The sequence below is a fragment of the Pseudonocardia nigra genome (assembly GCF_019396355.1).
GTDB classification, from domain to species: Bacteria; Actinomycetota; Actinomycetes; order Mycobacteriales; family Pseudonocardiaceae; genus Pseudonocardia; species Pseudonocardia nigra.
In genome coordinates, this window is record NZ_JAHKRK010000076.1 from 1 (window position 1) to 16,176 (window position 16,176).

The window sequence follows — 16,176 nt, forward strand, 5'->3', positions numbered from 1 at the left end:
CCCCGCCGTCCCCGACGGCGGCGCGGAACCCCGCCCCCGGGCGGAACGCCGGCACGGTGGTGGCCGGCACCTCGACCGCCTCACCGGTGCGCGGGTTGCGCGCCCTGCGGGCGGCGCGGGCGCGCGGCTCGAACACGCCGAACCCGGTGAGCGAGACCGAGTCGCCGGAGCGCACGGTGTCCACGATGGTCTCGAGCAGCCCGTCGACCGCGCTGGCCGCGGTGCGCCGGTCGCCGATGCGCGCCGCCAGCGCGTCCACGAGCTGGGTCTTGTTCATGCCCGAGACCGTAGATGCCCTGCTCGTCGCCACGCCAGCGGCACCCGGGACGTCACGGCGTGGTGGTGGGCAGGCGCTGCGGGCGCGCCTCCTCGAACGCGGCGATGTCCTCGGCGCGCCGCAGGGTGAGCCCGATGTCGTCGAGGCCCTCCAGCAGACGCCAGCGGGTGTAGTCGTCAATCTCGAACGGAACCGTGAGGTCGCGCGCCTGCACGGTCTTCTCCGTCAGGTCGACGGTGACCTCGGTGCCCGGCTCGTTCTCCAGCAGCTTCCACAGCAGCTCGACGTCGGGCTGGGCGACCTCCGCCGCCACGAGGCCCTGCTTCGAGGAGTTGCCGCGGAAGATGTCGGCGAAGCGCGAGGAGATCACCACCCGGAACCCGAAGTCCATGAGCGCCCAGACCGCGTGCTCACGTGAGGAGCCGGTGCCGAAGTCGGGCCCGGCGACGAGCACCGAGCCGTGGGAGAACGGCTCCTGGTTGAGGATGAAGTTCTCGTCGTTCCGCCACGCCGAGAACAGCCCGTCCTCGAACCCCGTGCGCGTGACGCGCTTGAGGTAGACGGCGGGGATGATCTGGTCGGTGTCGACGTTGGACCGGCGCAGCGGGACGCCGATGCCGGTGTGGGTGCGGAAGGCTTCCATCAGTCCAGGTCCTCCGGCGAGCTCAGGGTGCCGCGCACGGCCGTCGCGGCGGCCACCAACGGCGAGACGAGGTGGGTGCGGCCGCCCTTGCCCTGGCGACCCTCGAAGTTCCGGTTCGACGTCGACGCGCTGCGCTCACCGGGGGCGAGCTGGTCGGGGTTCATCCCGAGGCACATCGAGCAGCCCGCCGAGCGCCACTCGGCGCCCGCCTCGCGGAAGACCGCGTCGAGCCCCTCGTCCTCGGCCTGGAACCGCACCCGCATCGAACCCGGCACGACCAGCATCCGGACACCGTCGGCCACCTTGCGGCCCTTGATCACGGCCGCGGCGGCGCGCAGGTCCTCGATCCTGCCGTTGGTGCAGGAGCCGACGAAGACGGTGTCGACGGCCACCTCGCGCAGCGGGGTGCCGGCCTCCAGGCCCATGTACGTCAGCGCCTTCTCGGCGGCGAAGCGCTCGTTCTCGTCGACGATCTGCGCCGGGTCGGGCACCCGCTCGCCCAGCGGCAGGCCCTGCCCCGGGTTGGTGCCCCAGGTGACGAACGGGGTGAGCGCGTCGGCGTCGATGTCGACCTCGGCGTCGAAGACCGCACCCTCGTCGGTGCGCAGCGCCTTCCAGGCCTCGACGGCCTCGTCCCACGCCGCGCCCTGGGGGGCGTGGTCGCGGCCCTGCAGGTAGGCGAACGTGGTGTCGTCCGGCGCGATCATGCCCGCGCGGGCGCCCGCCTCGATCGACATGTTGCAGATCGTCATGCGGGCTTCCATCGAGAGGTTCTCGATGACGTTGCCGCGGTACTCGAGCACGTAGCCCTGGCCGCCGCCGGTGCCGATCTGGGCGATGATCGCCAGCACGACGTCCTTGCTCGTGACGCCCGGCCGCAGCTTCCCGTCGGTCGAGTTCACGTTGATCGCCATCGTCTTGAAGGGCTTCAGCGGCAGCGTCTGCGTGGCGAGCACGTGCTCCACCTCGGAGGTGCCGATGCCGAAGGCCATCGCCCCGAACGCGCCGTGGGTGGAGGTGTGGCTGTCGCCGCAGACCACCGTCATACCCGGCTGCGTGAGCCCGAGCTGCGGGCCGACGACGTGCACGATGCCCTGCTCGGCGTGGTTCATCGGGTAGAGCCGTACACCGAACTCGGCGCAGTTCTTGCGCAGCGTCTCCACCTGCGTGCGCGACACCGGGTCGGCGATCGGCAGCTCGACGTCGGTGGTGGGGACGTTGTGGTCCTCGGTGGCGAGCGTGAGGTCCGGGCGCCGCACCTGGCGGCCCACGAGCCGGAGCCCGTCGAACGCCTGGGGGCTGGTGACCTCGTGCACGAGGTGGAGGTCGATGTAGAGCAGGTCGGGCTCGTTGCCCTCCCCCTTGCGGACGAGGTGCTGTTCCCACACCTTCTCGGCCAGCGTGCGTGAGGCTCCCACGGCCGCTCCTCCTGGACGTCCCAGATTTCGGGAAGTTAGTATCGGTTCGTGAGACAGTCTAGCGGGATCGGCGTGCTCGACAAGGCGGTGGGGGTGCTGCGTGCCGCAGCCGCCGAGCCGTGCGGGCTGGCCGAGCTGTGCGAGCGCACCGGCCTGCCCCGCGCCACCGCGCACCGCCTCGCCGTCGGGCTCGAGGTGCACGGGCTGCTCCACCGCGGTTCCGACGGCCGCTGGCGCCCCGGACCCGCCCTCACCGAGCTCGCCGCCGGTGGCGTCGACCCGCTCCTGGAAGCCGCGAGCGCGGTGCTCCCCCGGCTGCGCGACATCACCGGCGAGAGCGTGCAGCTCTACCGCCGCGACGGCGTGCAGCGGATCTGCGTGGCCACCGCCGAGCCGGCGAGCGGCCTGCGTGACACCGTGCCCGTCGGCACCCGGCTGCCGATGACCGCCGGGTCGGGCGCGAAGGTGCTCGCGGCGTGGGCCGACCCCACCGTCCAGCGGGCGGTGCTGGCCGAGGCCACGTTCGGCGAGCGGGTGTTGATCGACGTCCGTCGCCGCGGGTGGGCGCAGAGCGTGGCCGAGCGGGAGTCGGGCGTGGCGAGCGTCTCGGCCCCGGTGCGGGACGCGTCGGGGCAGGTGGTCGCCGCCGTGTCGGTGTCCGGCCCCGTCGACCGCATCGGCAGGCGCCCCGGCGTGCGCTGGGCCGCCGACCTGCTCGCCGCCGCGGAGGCGCTCCAGCACCGGCTCTGACCGGATCGGTGGCAGGGAGTCACCGCACCCGCCCGAAAAGCCCAGCGTCGCGGCGCTAACGTGACCTTCGCACGCCACGATGGTGCACACAGGGTCGTGAGACGAAGACGGGTGACGATGAGTTATTTGCTCGGCATCGATGTGGGCACCACCCGGACGGCGGCCGCCATCGGCCGGTCCGGTGCCCGGCCGGGCGAGACGGAGATCGTCAACCTCGGCGATCGCTCCAGCGCGATCCCCTCCGTCCTCTACATCGGCGACGACGGCGGCGTACTCGTCGGTGAGGCCGCCGAGCGGCGGGCCGTCACCTCCCCCGATCACGTCGTCCGTGAGTTCAAGCGCCGCATCGGCGACCCGACCCCGCTCGTCGTCGCCGGGAGGGCGTGGGCGCCGGAGGACCTGTCAGCGAACCTCGTGCGCTGGGTCGTCGACCGCGTGGCACAGCGCGAGGGCGGGCCGGCCGCCCGCGTCGCGATCACCCACCCCGCGTCCTGGGGCGCGCACAAGAAGGACCGCTTCGGCCGGGCCCTCGCCGCGCAGGGCCTCACCGTGACGTTCCTCGCGGAGCCGCAGGCCGCGGCCCTGCACTACGCCGCCGCCGAGCGCGTGGAGCCCGGCTCGACGATCGCGGTGTACGACTTCGGCGGCGGGACCTTCGACTCCGCGGTCGTGCACAAGGATGCCTCGGGGTTCGGCCTGCTGGGTCGGCCCGAAGGTGTGGAACGCCTCGGCGGCATCGACTTCGACGAGGCGGTGTTCGAACACGTCCGCGAGGGGCTGCCGGAGGCGTTCGACGGGCTCGACGACACCGACCCGGCCGTGCTCTCGGCCGTCGCGGCGATCCGCCGGGAGTGCGCCGAGGCGAAGGAGGCGCTGAGCAGCGACACCGAGGTGTCGATCCCGGTGCTCACCCCCGCCGCGCAGGGATCCGTGCGCCTGCACCGCAGCGAGTTCGAGGCCATGATCCGCCCGCAGGTGGAGGAGACCGTCGACGCGCTGCGCCGGGCCGTCACCTCCGCGGGGCTCGCGCCCGAGCAGCTGTCGGCGGTGCTGCTCGTCGGCGGCTCGTCGCGGATCCCGCTCGTCGGGCAGCTCGTCTCCGAGCAGCTGGGGCGGCCGGTGGCGGTGGACGCCGACCCGAAGAACGCGATCGCCAAGGGGGCCGTCCTGTCGCTGGCCCCGACGGCGGCCTCCGGCACCGGTGTCGCGCCCGCCCACGTGCCGGCCCCGCGCACGGGCACGCCTGCCCGGCAGCCGATGGGGGCCGCTGCAGCGCCCGCCGCCTTCGCGGCGGGAGCCGCGGGGGCCGTGGCAGGCGGCACCGGCACGCACCGCCCGGGAACCGGTGCCTTCCCCGGCCCGGCCGCGCCGCCGACCCAGCGCCTGTCCGGCCCGGGCAGCCTGCCCCCGCCGATGGCGCCGCCGCCGGTGCGGCCCAGCCAGACCTACGCCGACCCCCCGCCCGTGGACCCGGACGACGACGGCTTCGCGTACCCGCCGCCTGCCCGGGGGCAGAGCCCCGCCCGGCTCGTGGGCATCGGCGGTGGCACGGCCGCGGTGGTCCTGATCGCGACGCTGTTCCTGTGGCAGCCCTCCATCCCGGACCGCGCCGGCGCCGTGGTGCCCGGGCAGACCGTCCCGTCGTCGGTGGCGGTCGAGCCGACCTCGGAACCCGACGACGACCAGCCGCCTGCCCAGCAGCCGGAGCCGGAACCCGACGGCCGCCCGGCACCCCCGCCCGCCGACCAGCCCACCGTGGTCGCGCCGCCGCCCGTGGTCGAGACCAGCGCCCCGCCGGTGACGGAGACCAGCCCACCGCCGGCGACGACGCAGCCGCCGCAGCAGACCACACCGCCCCCGGAACCGACGGACCCGCCCACCAGCAACCCGCCGGAGCCGACCGACCCTGCACCCACCGACGTGACCCAGCCTCCGGGTGGTGGCGGCGGCGAGGGGGACGGCTCCGCGGAGGGCGACAACCCGCCGCCCGGCGCCGCCTGACGCCCACAGTCGCGCACCCCTTCTCCGCCCACGCACCCCATCGACGGGGGGCGCGAGCCGAGACCTGGTGCGTGAGCCGATACGAGGGGCGTGGGCCGGCACGGGCGGCGGGTCGCACCCCGAGCCCGACTCGCGCACACCCAGAGCGCGACTCGCGCACACCCAGAGCCCGACTCGCGCACACTCGCGCCCCGACTCGCGGACGGCGGAACGAGACACCGGCGAGTCGGGCCACACGGGACCGCGAGTCGGGCGGTACGGGAGCCGGCACGGGCGGCGTCGGGAGGCCGGCCCGACGGTGCGACGCTCGCCACATCTCTCGGCGTATTCCCCGAAATGAGAAATGGCCCGTTCCGGCAGAACCGGAACGGGCCATTTCGCTGTAGCCCCGACGGGATTTGAACCCGCGCTACCGCCTTGAGAGGGCGGCGTCCTAGGCCGCTAGACGACGGGGCCGTGGACTCGCTTTTTCTTTTGTCTGACTGCTGGCTGGAAGCCTATCAGAGGCCAGATCTGGCGTTTCCGCTGGGGTACCAGGACTCGAACCTAGACTAACTGAACCAGAATCAGTCGTGCTGCCAATTACACCATACCCCAAGGGATCACATCCGACCGGGGCGCCAGCTGTGGCTCCCGGTCTTCCGTGCCCTGCGTGGAACACTCTAGCCGAGGCCTCCAGCGCGCTCCAAACCGGCCCTCAACCTCCGCAGCGACCGCTCGCGACCCAGCAGTTCCATGGACTCGTACAGGGGCGGCGACACCGTCCGGCCGCTCACCGCCACCCGCACGGGTGCGAACGCCTTGCGCGGCTTGAGGCCCAGCCCGTCCACGAGCGCGGCCTTGAGGGCGCCCTCGATCTCGGCGGTGGACCAGTCGGCCAGCGCGTCCAGGCTGGTCACGGCCGCCTGCAACGCCGGGGCGGCGTCCGCACCGAGGTTCTTCTCCGCGGCGTCGGGCTCGGGCGCGAAGCCCTCCTCGGCGACGAACAGGAACCGGAGCATCCGCGCCGCGTCGGACAGCACGGTGCTGCGCTCCTGGACGAGCGGGGCCGCCGCGGCCAGCAGTGCGCGCTGCTCGTCGGTGAGCGTGCCGGTGATCACACCCTCGGCGGCGAGGTAGGGCTCGAGGCGCCGCGCGAACTCCTCGACGGGCAGCGCCCGCACGTGTGCACCGTTGATCGCCTCGGCCTTCTTGAGGTCGAACCGCGCGGCGTTGCTCGACACCCGGGAGATGTCGAACGCGGCCGTCATCTCGTCCATCGTGAACACGTCGCGGTCCTCGGCGATCGACCAGCCGAGCAGGGCCAGGTAATTGAGCAGCCCCTCGCGGACGAATCCGCGGTCGCGGTAGTGGAACAGGTTCGACTGGGGGTCACGCTTGGACAGCTTGCGATTGCCCTCGCCGGTCACCAGCGGGAGGTGGCCGTAGCGGAACGGGCCGGTGCCGATCCCGACCCTGGCCAGCGCCTCGAGCAGGGCGATCTGGCGCGGCGTGGACGAGAGCAGGTCTTCGCCGCGCAGCACGTCGGTGATCCCCATGAGCGCGTCGTCGACGGGGTTGGTCAAGGGGTACAGCGGGGTGCCGTCGCCGCGGGCGAGCACGAAGTCGGGCACGGTGCCGGCGCGGAAGGTCACCTCGCCGCGCACCAGGTCGTCGAAGGTGATGTCCCGGTCGGGCATCCGCAGGCGGTAGACCGGGGAACGCCCCTCGGCGCGGAAGGCGGCGCGTTCGGTGGCCGTCAGGTCGCGGTCGGCGTTGTCGTAGCCGAGCTTGGGGTCGCGACCTGCGGCGCGATGCCGGGCCTCGATCTCCTCGGCCGTGGAGTACGACTCGTACACCTCGCCGGCGTCGATCAGCCGGCGCAGCGCGTCGGCGTAGAGCGGGCCGCGCTCGCTCTGCCGGTACGGGCCGTGCGGGCCCCCGACCTCCGGGCCCTCGTCCCAGTCGAGCCCGAGCCAGCGCAGGGCGTCGAGCAGGGCGGCGTAGGACTCGGCGGAGTCGCGGGTGGCGTCGGTGTCCTCGATCCGGAAGACGAACGCGCCGCCGTGGTGGCGGGCGTGCGCCCAGTTGAACAGGGCGGTGCGGATCAGGCCGACGTGCGGGACCCCGGTGGGCGACGGACAGAACCGGACCCGGACGGCGTTCGGTGCGCTCATGATGTCGTCAGGGTATCCGGGCCGGTCCCTGGCCCTGCGCGGCCGATACCGCTATACGTCGACCATGAGCGAGCGCACCACGTGTGTCGTCGTCGGTGGCGGCCCCGCCGGGCTGGTCCTCGGCCTGCTGCTGGCCAGGGGCGGCGTCGAGGTGACGGTGCTGGAGAAGCACGCCGACTTCCTGCGCGACTTCCGCGGCGACACCGTGCACGCGTCCACTCTCACGCTGCTGGACGAGCTCGGGCTCGGCGCACGGTTCGCCGCGCTCCCGCAGCGACGCGTGGACCGCGCGCAGGTACAGCTCGACTCCGGCACCGCGCGGATCGCCGACCTGACCCGGCTGCCAGGCGCGCACCAGCACATCGCGCTCGTCCCGCAGTGGGACTTCCTCGACCTGATCGCCGACGCGGCCGAGGAGGAGCAAACGTTCACCCTCCGCCGCAACGCGGAGGTCGTCGGGTTGCTGACCGACAGCTCCCGGGTGGCAGGGGTGCGCTACCGGGACCGCACCGACGGCACCGAGCACGCGCTGCGGGCGGGCCTCACCGTGGCGTGCGACGGGCGGGGCTCGGCCGTGCGGTCCGCCGCAGGCATGCTGCCGCGTTCGTTCGGCGTCCCGATGGACGTGTGGTGGTTCCGGCTGCCGCGCCGCGCCGACGACCCGGCGGGCGGGCTGGGCCGGATCTCGACGGGCCAGTTCGCGGTGCTGATCGACCGCGGGGACTACTGGCAGTGCGCCTACCTGATCCGCAAGGGCACCGACGCGCAGCTGCGGGCCGCCGGAATCGAACGGTTCCGGGACCGGTTCGCCGGGCTGCTGCCGTGGCTGACCGATCGGCTGGACGCACTCGGGTCGTTTGACGACGTGAAGCTGCTCGACGTCCGGCTGGAGCGGCTGCGCCGCTGGGACCGCAACGGGCTGCTGTTGATCGGGGACGCGGCACACGCGATGTCCCCGGTCGGCGGCGTCGGGATCAACCTCGCCGTGGCCGACGCGGTGGCGGCGGCCCGGCTGCTCGTCCCGGCCCTGCGCTCCGGTGGCATCGTGCCGCGCTCGCTCCTGCGGCGGGTGCAGCGGCGCCGCTGGTGGGCCACCGCACTGATCCAGACCGGTCAGCGGCTCGCGCACCGCGCGATCCTCGGTGGGCGCGCGGCGGACCCGGGCACCCCGCCCCCGACGGTCACCGGCCCGCAGGACGCCACCGCGGAGGCCCCGGCGCACACGCTGCCGCTGCCGCTGCGCCTCGCGCGCCGGTTCCCGGTGCTGCAGGGCGTGCCCGCGCGACTCATCGCGATCGGGCCGCTGCCCGAGCACGCCCCGCAGTGGGCCCGCCGGTCCCCGGAGGCCGCTCGCTGACCCGCGCCGTCACCGGTACCGCGAGCGCGACGACGGCGGCGGCCGCGACCGTCAGCCATCCGAAGCCCGCCTGCTCGTACAGCGGGCCGGCGAGCACCCCGGCGACCGCTGCCCCGCCGTACGTCGCCGCAGTGTTGAGCGCGAGCACGGCGCCCCGGGCGGTGGGCGCGGCGGCGGCGAGCCTGCTCACGAGCAGGGTGAGCCCGGCGTGGTTCACCAGACCCCAGCCGAACGCCGCGGCGAGCACCGCGGGCACCGAGCCGATCGTGGCGCCGAGCGCCAGGTAGACGACCGCGAGCAGCGCGAGGGCGGGGGCGACGAGCCGGGCCGTGCCGAACCGGTCGAGGAGCCGGTCGGCACCGGCCGCGAGCCCGAACCCGGCCCCGTAGCAGAGGGCGAGCAGGCCCGCGGTCGTCGCGCCGCCGCCGTGCAGCGCGCGGATCTCGGCGCCCACGAACGCGTACACCCCGTAGAACGCCGTCATGAAGGCCAGCACCCCGACGAGCAGCCTCGGCACCCCTGGCGTGCGCAGGGCCACACCGAGCGGACCACGTCCGCGGACGTCGAGGGTTGCCGAGTCATGCACCGGCACTCCCACCGGCAGCAGCCGGTAGAGCACCGCCTGGACGGCGCACACCGCCGCCAGGGCACCGAACGCGGCGCGCCAGCCCACCGCGTCGCCGAGGACGGTGGCGAGCGGCACCCCGGCCACCAACGCGATCGACCAGCCGACCAGCACACGGCCGGTGGCCCGGGCCTCGGCGCCGGGGGCGGCGAGCTCCGCGGCCAGCGCGTAGGTGGCGGGCAGGACCAGGCCGACCCCCAGCCCGCCCACGAGCTGGGCCGCCGCGAGCAGGGCCCAGTGCGTCGCCGCGGCCGACCACGCGGCGCCGACGGCGATGGCCGCCATCCCGGCGGTCAGCGCGGTGCGGCGCGGAAGCCGGTCGAGCCTGCGCCCGAGTACGAGGGCGGACGCCACGATCCCGGCCCCGTAGGCCGAGAGCGCCCGGCCGATCTCGGCCGGGCCGGTGGCGAGATCGGCCGCGATGTCGGCCAGCAGCGGGGCGAGCACGAAGGCCTGGGCCCCGACCGTCACGACGCCTGCGGTGAGTACGGCGATGGCACGCATGCACCGAAGATGAATCAGCAGAGGGCGCCGATCCAGCGTGGTTCGTCAAGACCATACGGACTTCGGCCGGAGAAATGTCAGGATGCCTCCGTGGACGCCGTCGACCGAAGAATCATCGGGCTGCTGCTCGAGGATGCCGACCGCACCTATGCCCAGCTCGGCCGCGAGGTGTCGCTGTCGGCCGCCGCGGTGCACGAACGCGTGCGGCGACTGCGCGCGTCCGGCGTGATCCGGCGTACGACGATCGAGGTCGACGCGGACGCCATCGGCCGTCCCGTCCTGGCGTTCGTGCTCGTCGACACCGAGGGCTGGGTGAAGCAGACGCTGTTCGACGCCAGCGCCGCCGACCCGCGGATCGAGGAGGCGCACTCCGTGGCCGGCAGCAGCAATTTCCTGTTGAAGGTGCGCGTCGGCGACCCGGACGAGCTCGAGGACGTGCTCCACGATCTCTACCGCGTGGACGGCGTCGTGCGCACTCGGACGATCATGGTGCTGCGCCGGGGGTTCGAGCGGGGCGTCGGCCCCCCGGCGGAGCCGTCATGACTTCCCGTTGACCAGCAGCCGGGCGAGGACGGGGCGATGGTCCGACGACGCCGTGGGCAGCACCTCGCTGCCCAGGAAGCGGGACCGCTCGGCCAGCACGTAGTCGATCCGACGGTCGGGGGCCTCCACCGGGTAGGTGTGGCCGATGCCGGCGCCGGCCTCGTGGGAGTCGGTGAGCAGGGCGGTCAGCGTGGTGATCTCCGGGGCGTCCGGGGTGGCGTTGAGGTCGCCGGTGAGCACGACCGGCTCCGCCGAACGCTCGACCGCGGCGGCGACCTCGCGCGCCTGCAGGAGGCGGGACTCCGCGCTGTCGTGCTGCAGGTGCGTGTTCAGTACCCGGACCGGCACGCCGTGCACGTCGAGGACGACCTCCAGCAGGCCCCGCTGCTCCTCGGCCGGCCCGCCCTTCGGCAGCGGCGTGTTCTGCCGGGACACGATCGGGAACCGGGACAGCACCGCCGTACCGTACTGCCGGCGCTCACCGCCCGGCGTGGCGGGTTCCCGGTCGAGGTTCGCCCCGTAGGCGACGTGCATCCCCAGGCGCCGCGCGAGTTCGGCGGGCTGGTCGGCGAGGTGGCTGCGCTCGCTCCAGTGCCGGTCCACCTCCTGCATCCCCACCACGTCCGCCCCGGAGTCGCGGATCTCCGCCGCCACCCGGTCGAGGTCCACCGTTTCGTCCGGACCCTCCGCGTGGTGGATGTTGAACGAGAGCACGTCGAGCTGGCGTACCGCCCGGTCCGGCGGCGGGTCGGCGGCGGCGAAGGCGGTGGGGGCGAGCCCCAGCAGCGCGAGCAGCATCAGCAGGAGAACGGGGGTGGATCGGCGCATGCCGGTCATCTCATCTCGATCGGGTGTCACCCGATCGGGTTCGACGTGAACGCCGTCCAAACAACGACGAGATGGCCGTCAGGACGGCTCGGCGATGCCGCACTCCCCCACGCGGCGGAACCCGACCCGCTCGTAGACCCGCGTCGCGCAGGCGTCGCCCGCGGCGAGGAACACCAGTTCCGCTCCCGCGTCCCGGGCGGCGACGGCCAGCAGCGCCGTGACCGCGGCGCCCAGCCCGCGGCTCCGCGCAGCGGCGGACGTGCCGATCCCGACCAGCTCGACCACGTCGCCGGCGCGCTGCGCCGATCCCGCGGCCACGGGCCCGTCGGGTCCGGTGACGAGCGCTCTGGCCACCGCACCGGCGGCGAGCTCGGCGCGGAGCCCGGCGAGTGACCGGTCGGTGGGCGGGGCCGGCGCGGGAACCCCGAAGGCCCCCGCCACCACCGAGTCGAGCGCGTGCACCGCCCGTTGCAGGTCGCCGTCGGCGGGTCCGAGCAGCCGCGCCGAGTACCCGGGCGGGAGCGGGGTCGCGGCCGGCTCGCCGTCGAGCACGAGCAGCGGGCAGACCTGCACCCGCAGACCCGTGGCCCGCGCCGCGTCCGCCATCGAGGGCGCGGCGGCGAGCACCCACTCGAACGCCTCCGCGAGCCGCAGCTCGCGCTGGCGGGCACGGACCCCTTCGACGTCGGCCGCCGTGATCGGCGCGCCGCCGGGCACCGGGCGGGCGTAGAACGGCCAGCCCTCGCCGTGGCGGACGAACAGCCGCAGCGGGCCGTGTTCCTCCGCACGCGCCCACTGCCGCTGCACCGCGTCGCAGAACTCGTCGATGCGCTCCAGCAGGTCGTCCACGCGGCGATCCTGCCCGGCTCAGGACGCCGTGCCCACCGGGTTCCGATCCCGCAGGGCGGCGTAGGCCAGCGCGTCCACCAGCGCCAGCCAGGAGGCCTCGACGACGTTGCCGTGCACCCCGACGGTGGTCCACGCGCCACCCGGGCCCGTGGACTCCACCAGCACGCGGGTGACCGCGTCGGTGCCGTGCCCGTCGGCCCCGCCGCGCGGGGTGAGGATGCGGACCTTGTAGTCGGCGAGCTCCACGTCCTCCAACCACGGGCAGGACGGGGTGAGCGCGGCCCGCAGCGCGGCGTCGAGGGCGTTGACCGGCCCGTTGCCCTCCTGGGTGGCGATCAGCCGCTCGCCGTCCACGAGTACGCGCACCGTCGCCTCCGCGACGACCGTGCCGTCGACGCTGTGCTCGGTGATGACCCGGTAGGACTCCAGCGTGAACGGCGCCGGCGCCGCCCGCCCCAGCGCCGAGCGCATGAGCAGCTCGAGCGAGGCGTCCGCCGCCTCGAACGACCACCCCTGGGCCTCCCGCTCCTTCACGGTCGTGACCACCGACGACACCGCGTCCGGATGGCCGGCCAGGTCCAGGCCGAGCTCGGAGCCCTTGAGCTCGACACTGGCCCGGCCGGCCATCTCGGTGACCAGCACCCGCTGCCCGTTGCCCACATCCACAGGGTCCATGTGGTTGTAGAGCTCGGGGTCCACCTTGATCGCACTCGCGTGCAGCCCCGCCTTGTGGGCGAAAGCCGACGTCCCGACATAGGCCTGGTGGGTGTCGGGAGCGATGTTGGCGATCTCCGCCAACGCGTGCGAGGTACGGGTCAGCTCGCCGAGCGCGCCGTCCGGTAGGACGGGCATGCCCAGCTTGGTCACCAGGTTCCCGACGACGGCGAACAGATCCGCGTTGCCGGCCCGCTCGCCGTAGCCGTTGGCGGTGCACTGCACGTGCGTGGCGCCGGCCTGGACCGCGGTGACCGAGTTGGCCACCGCGGAGCTCGTGTCGTCCTGGCAGTGGATGCCGAGGCGGAAACCGGTGCGCGCGGCCACCTCCGTCACCACCTCGGCGATGCCCAGCGGAAGCATGCCGCCGTTCGTGTCGCACAGCACCGCGACGTCGGCGCCGGCCGTGACCGCCGCCTCCAGCACGCGCAGCGCGGTGTCCGGGTCGAACTTGTAGCCGTCGAAGAAGTGCTCGGCGTCGAGGAACACCCGGCGGCCCTCGTTGCGCAGGAACGACACCGTGTCCGCGACCATCGCGCAGTTCTCGGCCACGTCGGTGCGCAGCGCCCGCTCGATGTGCCTGCGGTCGGACTTGGCCACCAGCGTCACCACGGGCGCCTGGGAGTCGAGCAGCGCCCGCACCTGCGGGTCCTGCGCGGCGGCCAGCCCGGCGCGCCGGGTGGAGCCGAACGCGACGAGCACCGCGTGCCGCAGGTCCAGCTCCCCCGCCGCGGCGCGGGCGAAGAACTCCGTGTCCTTCGGCATCGCCCCCGGCCAGCCGCCCTCGATGAACCCGACCCTCAGCGCGTCCAGGTGGCGGGCGACGACGAGCTTGTCGGCCACCGAGTAGCTGATCCCCTCGCGCTGGGCGCCGTCGCGCAGCGTCGTGTCGTAGACGTGGAACGCGTCGCCGAGCGGGGTTCCGGCCGGTGCGGTGCGGGACATGCGGGCTGCTCCTGGGGGTCGAGGCGTGACCGGGCAACAAAAAAGACCCCCCGCGGGTGCGAGAGGTCTGCGCGTCGGCCGTGGTGCTGGTTAGCCGACGCGCTCGACGATAATGATCACGCTGAGGTGCTGCACGTCGTGGAGTCTGGCACGGACCGTCCCGCGCTGTCACACCGCTCTCCCACATCGTGGGACCAGCGGTTTCGCAACGGGCCGCGGTGCAGTAGGAAATGCCTCGGAGTCCGCGGGCAGCGTCGCCCGTGGGCCCGCTACTGATGCCCCCACCCCCGCCCCCGCGTGAGCCGCGCCGCCGTCGTGGGGCCCCCGTTGCAGCAAAGCCACTTTCATGCAACGAGATGGCGTGAAAGTGGCTTTGCTGCAACCGGAGTTCGCGAAACGGGCCCGCACGACGCGCGCGTTGGTCAGCATGCGCTCATGGCACCGTCGACGCCCGGCTCCCTCCGCGCCACGTTCTCGGACGGGGTCGCGACCGCGAAACAGCTGGTGGCCGCAGGCGTGCCGGAGCGCACGGTCTACCACCGATGCCTCGACGGTGGACCGTGGCAGCTCATCCTGCCCGGGGGGATCTTCCTGTTCACCGGCCGTCCGACGCGCCGGCAGCTGGTACTGGCGGCCGTTCTGCTCGGCGGTCCGGACGCCATGGTGACCGGCCTCGAGGCGTGCCGGCGGTACGGCCTCCGCCGCGGACCCGCCCGCATCCGCGACGAACGGGAATCGCCGGAGGAGGTCGACCTGCTCGTGCCTCAACACCGCCAACTGCGGTCCGTGGGATACGTGCACGTCACGCGCACCAAGAGCCTGCCCGAACCCGTGCTCCGCGAGGGCGTCCCGCTCGCGCCCCTCACCCGGGCCTGCACGGACGCGGCGCGACGGCGCCGCAACGACGGCGAGATCGCCGAGCTGATCTCCGACGCCGTTCAGCGGAACCTCTGCACGGTGGCCGCACTCGGTCGGCAACTCGACGACGGTTCCCGGCGCGGCACCGCCATCCCCCGGCGCGTTCTCCGTTCCGTCGCCGATGGGGCACGTTCGGCAGCGGAGCTGGACGCGCAGAAACTGTGGCGAGGCACCGGGCTACCCGAACCGCTGTGGAACGTGGAGGTGCGCACCGCGGGCGGCGTGCTGCTCGGCATCGCGGACTGCTGGGTCGACGACGTCGCGATGGTGTGGGAGATCGAGTCGACCGAGTGGCACCTCAGCCCGGAGGACCACGACCGGACGGTGGAGCGAGCGGGTGAGTTCGTCGCAGCGGGTGCGGTCTACACGGCGTCCAAGCCGAGGAAGATCCGGACCGACCGGGCAGGCGTCATCCGCATGCTCCGGCAGACGTACGCGCAGGCGGCGGCCCGGCCGCGCCCAGCGCTGTACGCGACGCCTCGGGACGCCCACCCGTTGCAGTAAAGCCACTTTCACGCAAGCACGTTGCGTGAAAGTGGCTTTGCTGCAACCTCACCGGCGGGCCCGTGCCCAGCGGTGGGGCGGTCAGCTGGACGCGGCGGGCGTGGCGTGTGCGCTCACCAGCGCGGCGAGGCGGTCACCGATCGACTGCGTGTGGCCCGTGGCGCTGTGGTCGCGGGTGGCGAGGTCGAAGGCCACAGCGGCCTCGATGCGACGGGCGGCGTCGCGGTTGCCGAGGTGGTCGAGCAGCAGCGCCACCGAGAGCACGGCGGCCGTGGGGTCGGCGATGCCCTGTCCGGCGATGTCGGGGGCGCTGCCGTGCACCGGCTCGAACATGCTCGGGTTGCGGCGGCTGACGTCGAGGTTGCCGCTCGCGGCGAGCCCGATGCCGCCCGTGACGGCGGCGGCGAGGTCGGTGAGGATGTCGCCGAACAGGTTGTCGGTGACGATCACGTCGAAGCGGCCGGGGTCGGTGACCATGTGGATCGTGGTGGCGTCGATGTGCTGGTAGGCCACCGACACGTCCGGGTGCTCCAGCGACACCTCCTCCACCAGGCGCGACCACAGGCGGCCGGAGTAGGTGAGCACGTTCGTCTTGTGCACGAGCGTGAGGTGCTTGCGGGGGCGCCGGGTGGCGCGCGCGAACGCGTCACGGACCACGCGCTCCACACCGAACGCGGTGTTGGTGCTCACCTCGGTGGCGATCTCGTTGGGGGTGTCCTTGCGGAGGATGCCGCCGGTGCCAACGTACGGGCCCTCGGTGCCCTCCCGCACGACGACCATGTCGATCTCGTTCGCGCCCGCGAGCGGCCCGCGCACACCCGGGTAGAGCCGGGCCGGGCGGAGGTTCACGTGGTGGTCGAGCTCGAACCGCAGCCGCAGCAGCAGGCCGCGCTCGAGGATGCCGCTGGGGACCGACGGGTCGCCGACCGCGCCGAGCAGGATCGCGTCGTGCTGCTGCAGCTCGGTGAGCACCGACTCGGGCAGCAGCTCGCCGGTGGAGTGCCAGCGCGCGGCACCGAGGTCGTAGGTGGTGGTCTCCGCGCCGGGAGAGACTTCGTTGAGGACCTTCAGCGCCTCGTCGATGACCTCCGGCCCGATGCCGTCGCCGGGAATGACCGCAAGGCGCATTACCGATGTCCCCTCT

At 73.7% G+C, this 16,176-nt stretch carries 14 protein-coding genes and 2 tRNA genes; 5 read left to right on the plus strand and 11 right to left on the minus strand.

Going from position 1 to position 16,176, the window contains the following annotated elements:
* The 3 genes from KME75_RS19600 to leuC all read right to left on the minus strand — a co-directional run.
* Positions 1 to 277 (minus strand): HU family DNA-binding protein (locus KME75_RS19600; protein WP_219416311.1); only part of this gene is annotated, 277 nt, incomplete at its 3' end.
* A 52-nt stretch (positions 278 to 329) separates the two neighbouring features.
* On the minus strand, positions 330 to 920 hold the full coding sequence (gene leuD, locus KME75_RS19605; protein ID WP_219416312.1) for a 3-isopropylmalate dehydratase small subunit: 591 nt from the start codon (positions 918 to 920) through the stop codon (positions 330 to 332).
* Entirely contained in the window at positions 920 to 2,338 is a 1,419-nt protein-coding gene (gene leuC / locus KME75_RS19610; protein ID WP_219416313.1) for a 3-isopropylmalate dehydratase large subunit, read from the minus strand. Before leuC ends, leuD begins: the two co-directional genes overlap by 1 nt.
* A gap of 48 nt (positions 2,339 to 2,386) precedes the next feature.
* On the opposite strand from leuC, the gene KME75_RS19615 reads away from it, so the two are divergent.
* Both KME75_RS19615 and KME75_RS19620 read left to right on the plus strand, forming a co-directional pair.
* Complete coding sequence (locus KME75_RS19615) at positions 2,387 to 3,088, plus strand: IclR family transcriptional regulator (RefSeq protein WP_219416314.1); 702 nt, start codon at positions 2,387 to 2,389, stop codon at positions 3,086 to 3,088.
* Between the two features lie 117 nt (positions 3,089 to 3,205).
* The gene (locus KME75_RS19620; RefSeq protein ID WP_219416333.1) at positions 3,206 to 5,089 is read left to right on the plus strand and encodes an Hsp70 family protein; all 1,884 of its coding nucleotides are present in this window, start codon (positions 3,206 to 3,208) and stop codon (positions 5,087 to 5,089) included.
* Positions 5,090 to 5,472: 383 nt separating this feature from the next.
* On the opposite strand, the gene KME75_RS19625 is transcribed toward KME75_RS19620, so the two are convergent.
* The 3 genes from KME75_RS19625 to gltX all read right to left on the minus strand — a co-directional run bounded on the left by KME75_RS19625 (position 5,473) and on the right by gltX (position 7,245).
* Positions 5,473 to 5,545: transfer RNA gene (locus KME75_RS19625), tRNA-Glu, on the minus strand.
* A 69-nt stretch (positions 5,546 to 5,614) separates the two neighbouring features.
* A tRNA-Gln gene (locus KME75_RS19630) sits at positions 5,615 to 5,686 on the minus strand.
* 65 nt (positions 5,687 to 5,751) lie between these two features.
* The gene (gene gltX / locus KME75_RS19635; protein WP_219416315.1) at positions 5,752 to 7,245 is read right to left on the minus strand and encodes a glutamate--tRNA ligase; all 1,494 of its coding nucleotides are present in this window, start codon (positions 7,243 to 7,245) and stop codon (positions 5,752 to 5,754) included.
* A gap of 64 nt (positions 7,246 to 7,309) precedes the next feature.
* On the opposite strand from gltX, the gene KME75_RS19640 reads away from it, so the two are divergent.
* Positions 7,310 to 8,602 (plus strand): FAD-dependent oxidoreductase, encoded by a 1,293-nt coding sequence (locus KME75_RS19640; RefSeq protein WP_219416316.1) that lies wholly within the window; start codon positions 7,310 to 7,312, stop codon positions 8,600 to 8,602.
* Here KME75_RS19640 and KME75_RS19645 read toward each other — a convergent pair.
* Positions 8,532 to 9,731 (minus strand): MFS transporter, encoded by a 1,200-nt coding sequence (locus KME75_RS19645; protein ID WP_219416317.1) that lies wholly within the window; start codon positions 9,729 to 9,731, stop codon positions 8,532 to 8,534. The two genes, KME75_RS19640 and KME75_RS19645, sit on opposite strands and share 71 nt — an antisense overlap.
* 90 nt (positions 9,732 to 9,821) lie before the next feature.
* Here KME75_RS19645 and KME75_RS19650 point away from each other — a divergent pair, with 90 nt between their 5' ends.
* Positions 9,822 to 10,274, plus strand: a complete 453-nt coding sequence (locus tag KME75_RS19650) for an Lrp/AsnC family transcriptional regulator (RefSeq protein ID WP_219416318.1) — start codon at positions 9,822 to 9,824, stop codon at positions 10,272 to 10,274.
* Here KME75_RS19650 and KME75_RS19655 read toward each other — a convergent pair.
* From KME75_RS19655 to cimA, 3 genes are all read right to left on the minus strand, one after another.
* Positions 10,269 to 11,102, minus strand: coding sequence for an endonuclease/exonuclease/phosphatase family protein (locus KME75_RS19655; protein WP_219416319.1), 834 nt, complete (start codon positions 11,100 to 11,102; stop codon positions 10,269 to 10,271). The genes KME75_RS19650 and KME75_RS19655 overlap by 6 nt on opposite strands.
* A gap of 78 nt (positions 11,103 to 11,180) precedes the next feature.
* Positions 11,181 to 11,951, minus strand: a complete 771-nt coding sequence (locus KME75_RS19660) for a GNAT family N-acetyltransferase (RefSeq protein WP_219416320.1) — start codon at positions 11,949 to 11,951, stop codon at positions 11,181 to 11,183.
* 18 nt (positions 11,952 to 11,969) lie between these two features.
* Positions 11,970 to 13,610: a citramalate synthase gene (cimA, locus tag KME75_RS19665; protein ID WP_219416321.1), complete on the minus strand. Its 1,641-nt coding sequence runs from the start codon at positions 13,608 to 13,610 to the stop codon at positions 11,970 to 11,972.
* A gap of 435 nt (positions 13,611 to 14,045) precedes the next feature.
* Here cimA and KME75_RS19670 point away from each other — a divergent pair, with 435 nt between their 5' ends.
* Positions 14,046 to 15,032, plus strand: coding sequence for a hypothetical protein (locus KME75_RS19670; RefSeq protein WP_219416322.1), 987 nt, complete (start codon positions 14,046 to 14,048; stop codon positions 15,030 to 15,032).
* 81 nt (positions 15,033 to 15,113) lie between these two features.
* Here the strand turns inward: KME75_RS19670 and KME75_RS19675 are convergent, their stop codons facing one another.
* Positions 15,114 to 16,160 (minus strand): 3-isopropylmalate dehydrogenase, encoded by a 1,047-nt coding sequence (locus KME75_RS19675; protein ID WP_219416323.1) that lies wholly within the window; start codon positions 16,158 to 16,160, stop codon positions 15,114 to 15,116.
* Positions 16,161 to 16,176: the final 16 nt, after the last annotated feature.

Bases quoted from the DNA above. Each gene is read 5' to 3' on its own strand.
- KME75_RS19645 (WP_219416317.1), bottom strand. From the start codon at position 9,731: ATGCGTGCCATCGCCGTACTCACCGCAGGCGTCGTGACGGTCGGGGCC.
- KME75_RS19670 (WP_219416322.1), top strand. From the start codon at position 14,046: ATGGCACCGTCGACGCCCGGCTCCCTCCGCGCCACGTTCTCGGACGGG.
- KME75_RS19675 (WP_219416323.1), bottom strand. From the start codon at position 16,160: ATGCGCCTTGCGGTCATTCCCGGCGACGGCATCGGGCCGGAGGTCATC.
- KME75_RS19620 (WP_219416333.1), top strand. From the start codon at position 3,206: ATGAGTTATTTGCTCGGCATCGATGTGGGCACCACCCGGACGGCGGCC.
- leuD (WP_219416312.1), bottom strand. From the start codon at position 920: ATGGAAGCCTTCCGCACCCACACCGGCATCGGCGTCCCGCTGCGCCGG.
- KME75_RS19655 (WP_219416319.1), bottom strand. From the start codon at position 11,102: ATGCGCCGATCCACCCCCGTTCTCCTGCTGATGCTGCTCGCGCTGCTG.
- KME75_RS19640 (WP_219416316.1), top strand. From the start codon at position 7,310: ATGAGCGAGCGCACCACGTGTGTCGTCGTCGGTGGCGGCCCCGCCGGG.
- gltX (WP_219416315.1), bottom strand. From the start codon at position 7,245: ATGAGCGCACCGAACGCCGTCCGGGTCCGGTTCTGTCCGTCGCCCACC.
- cimA (WP_219416321.1), bottom strand. From the start codon at position 13,610: ATGTCCCGCACCGCACCGGCCGGAACCCCGCTCGGCGACGCGTTCCAC.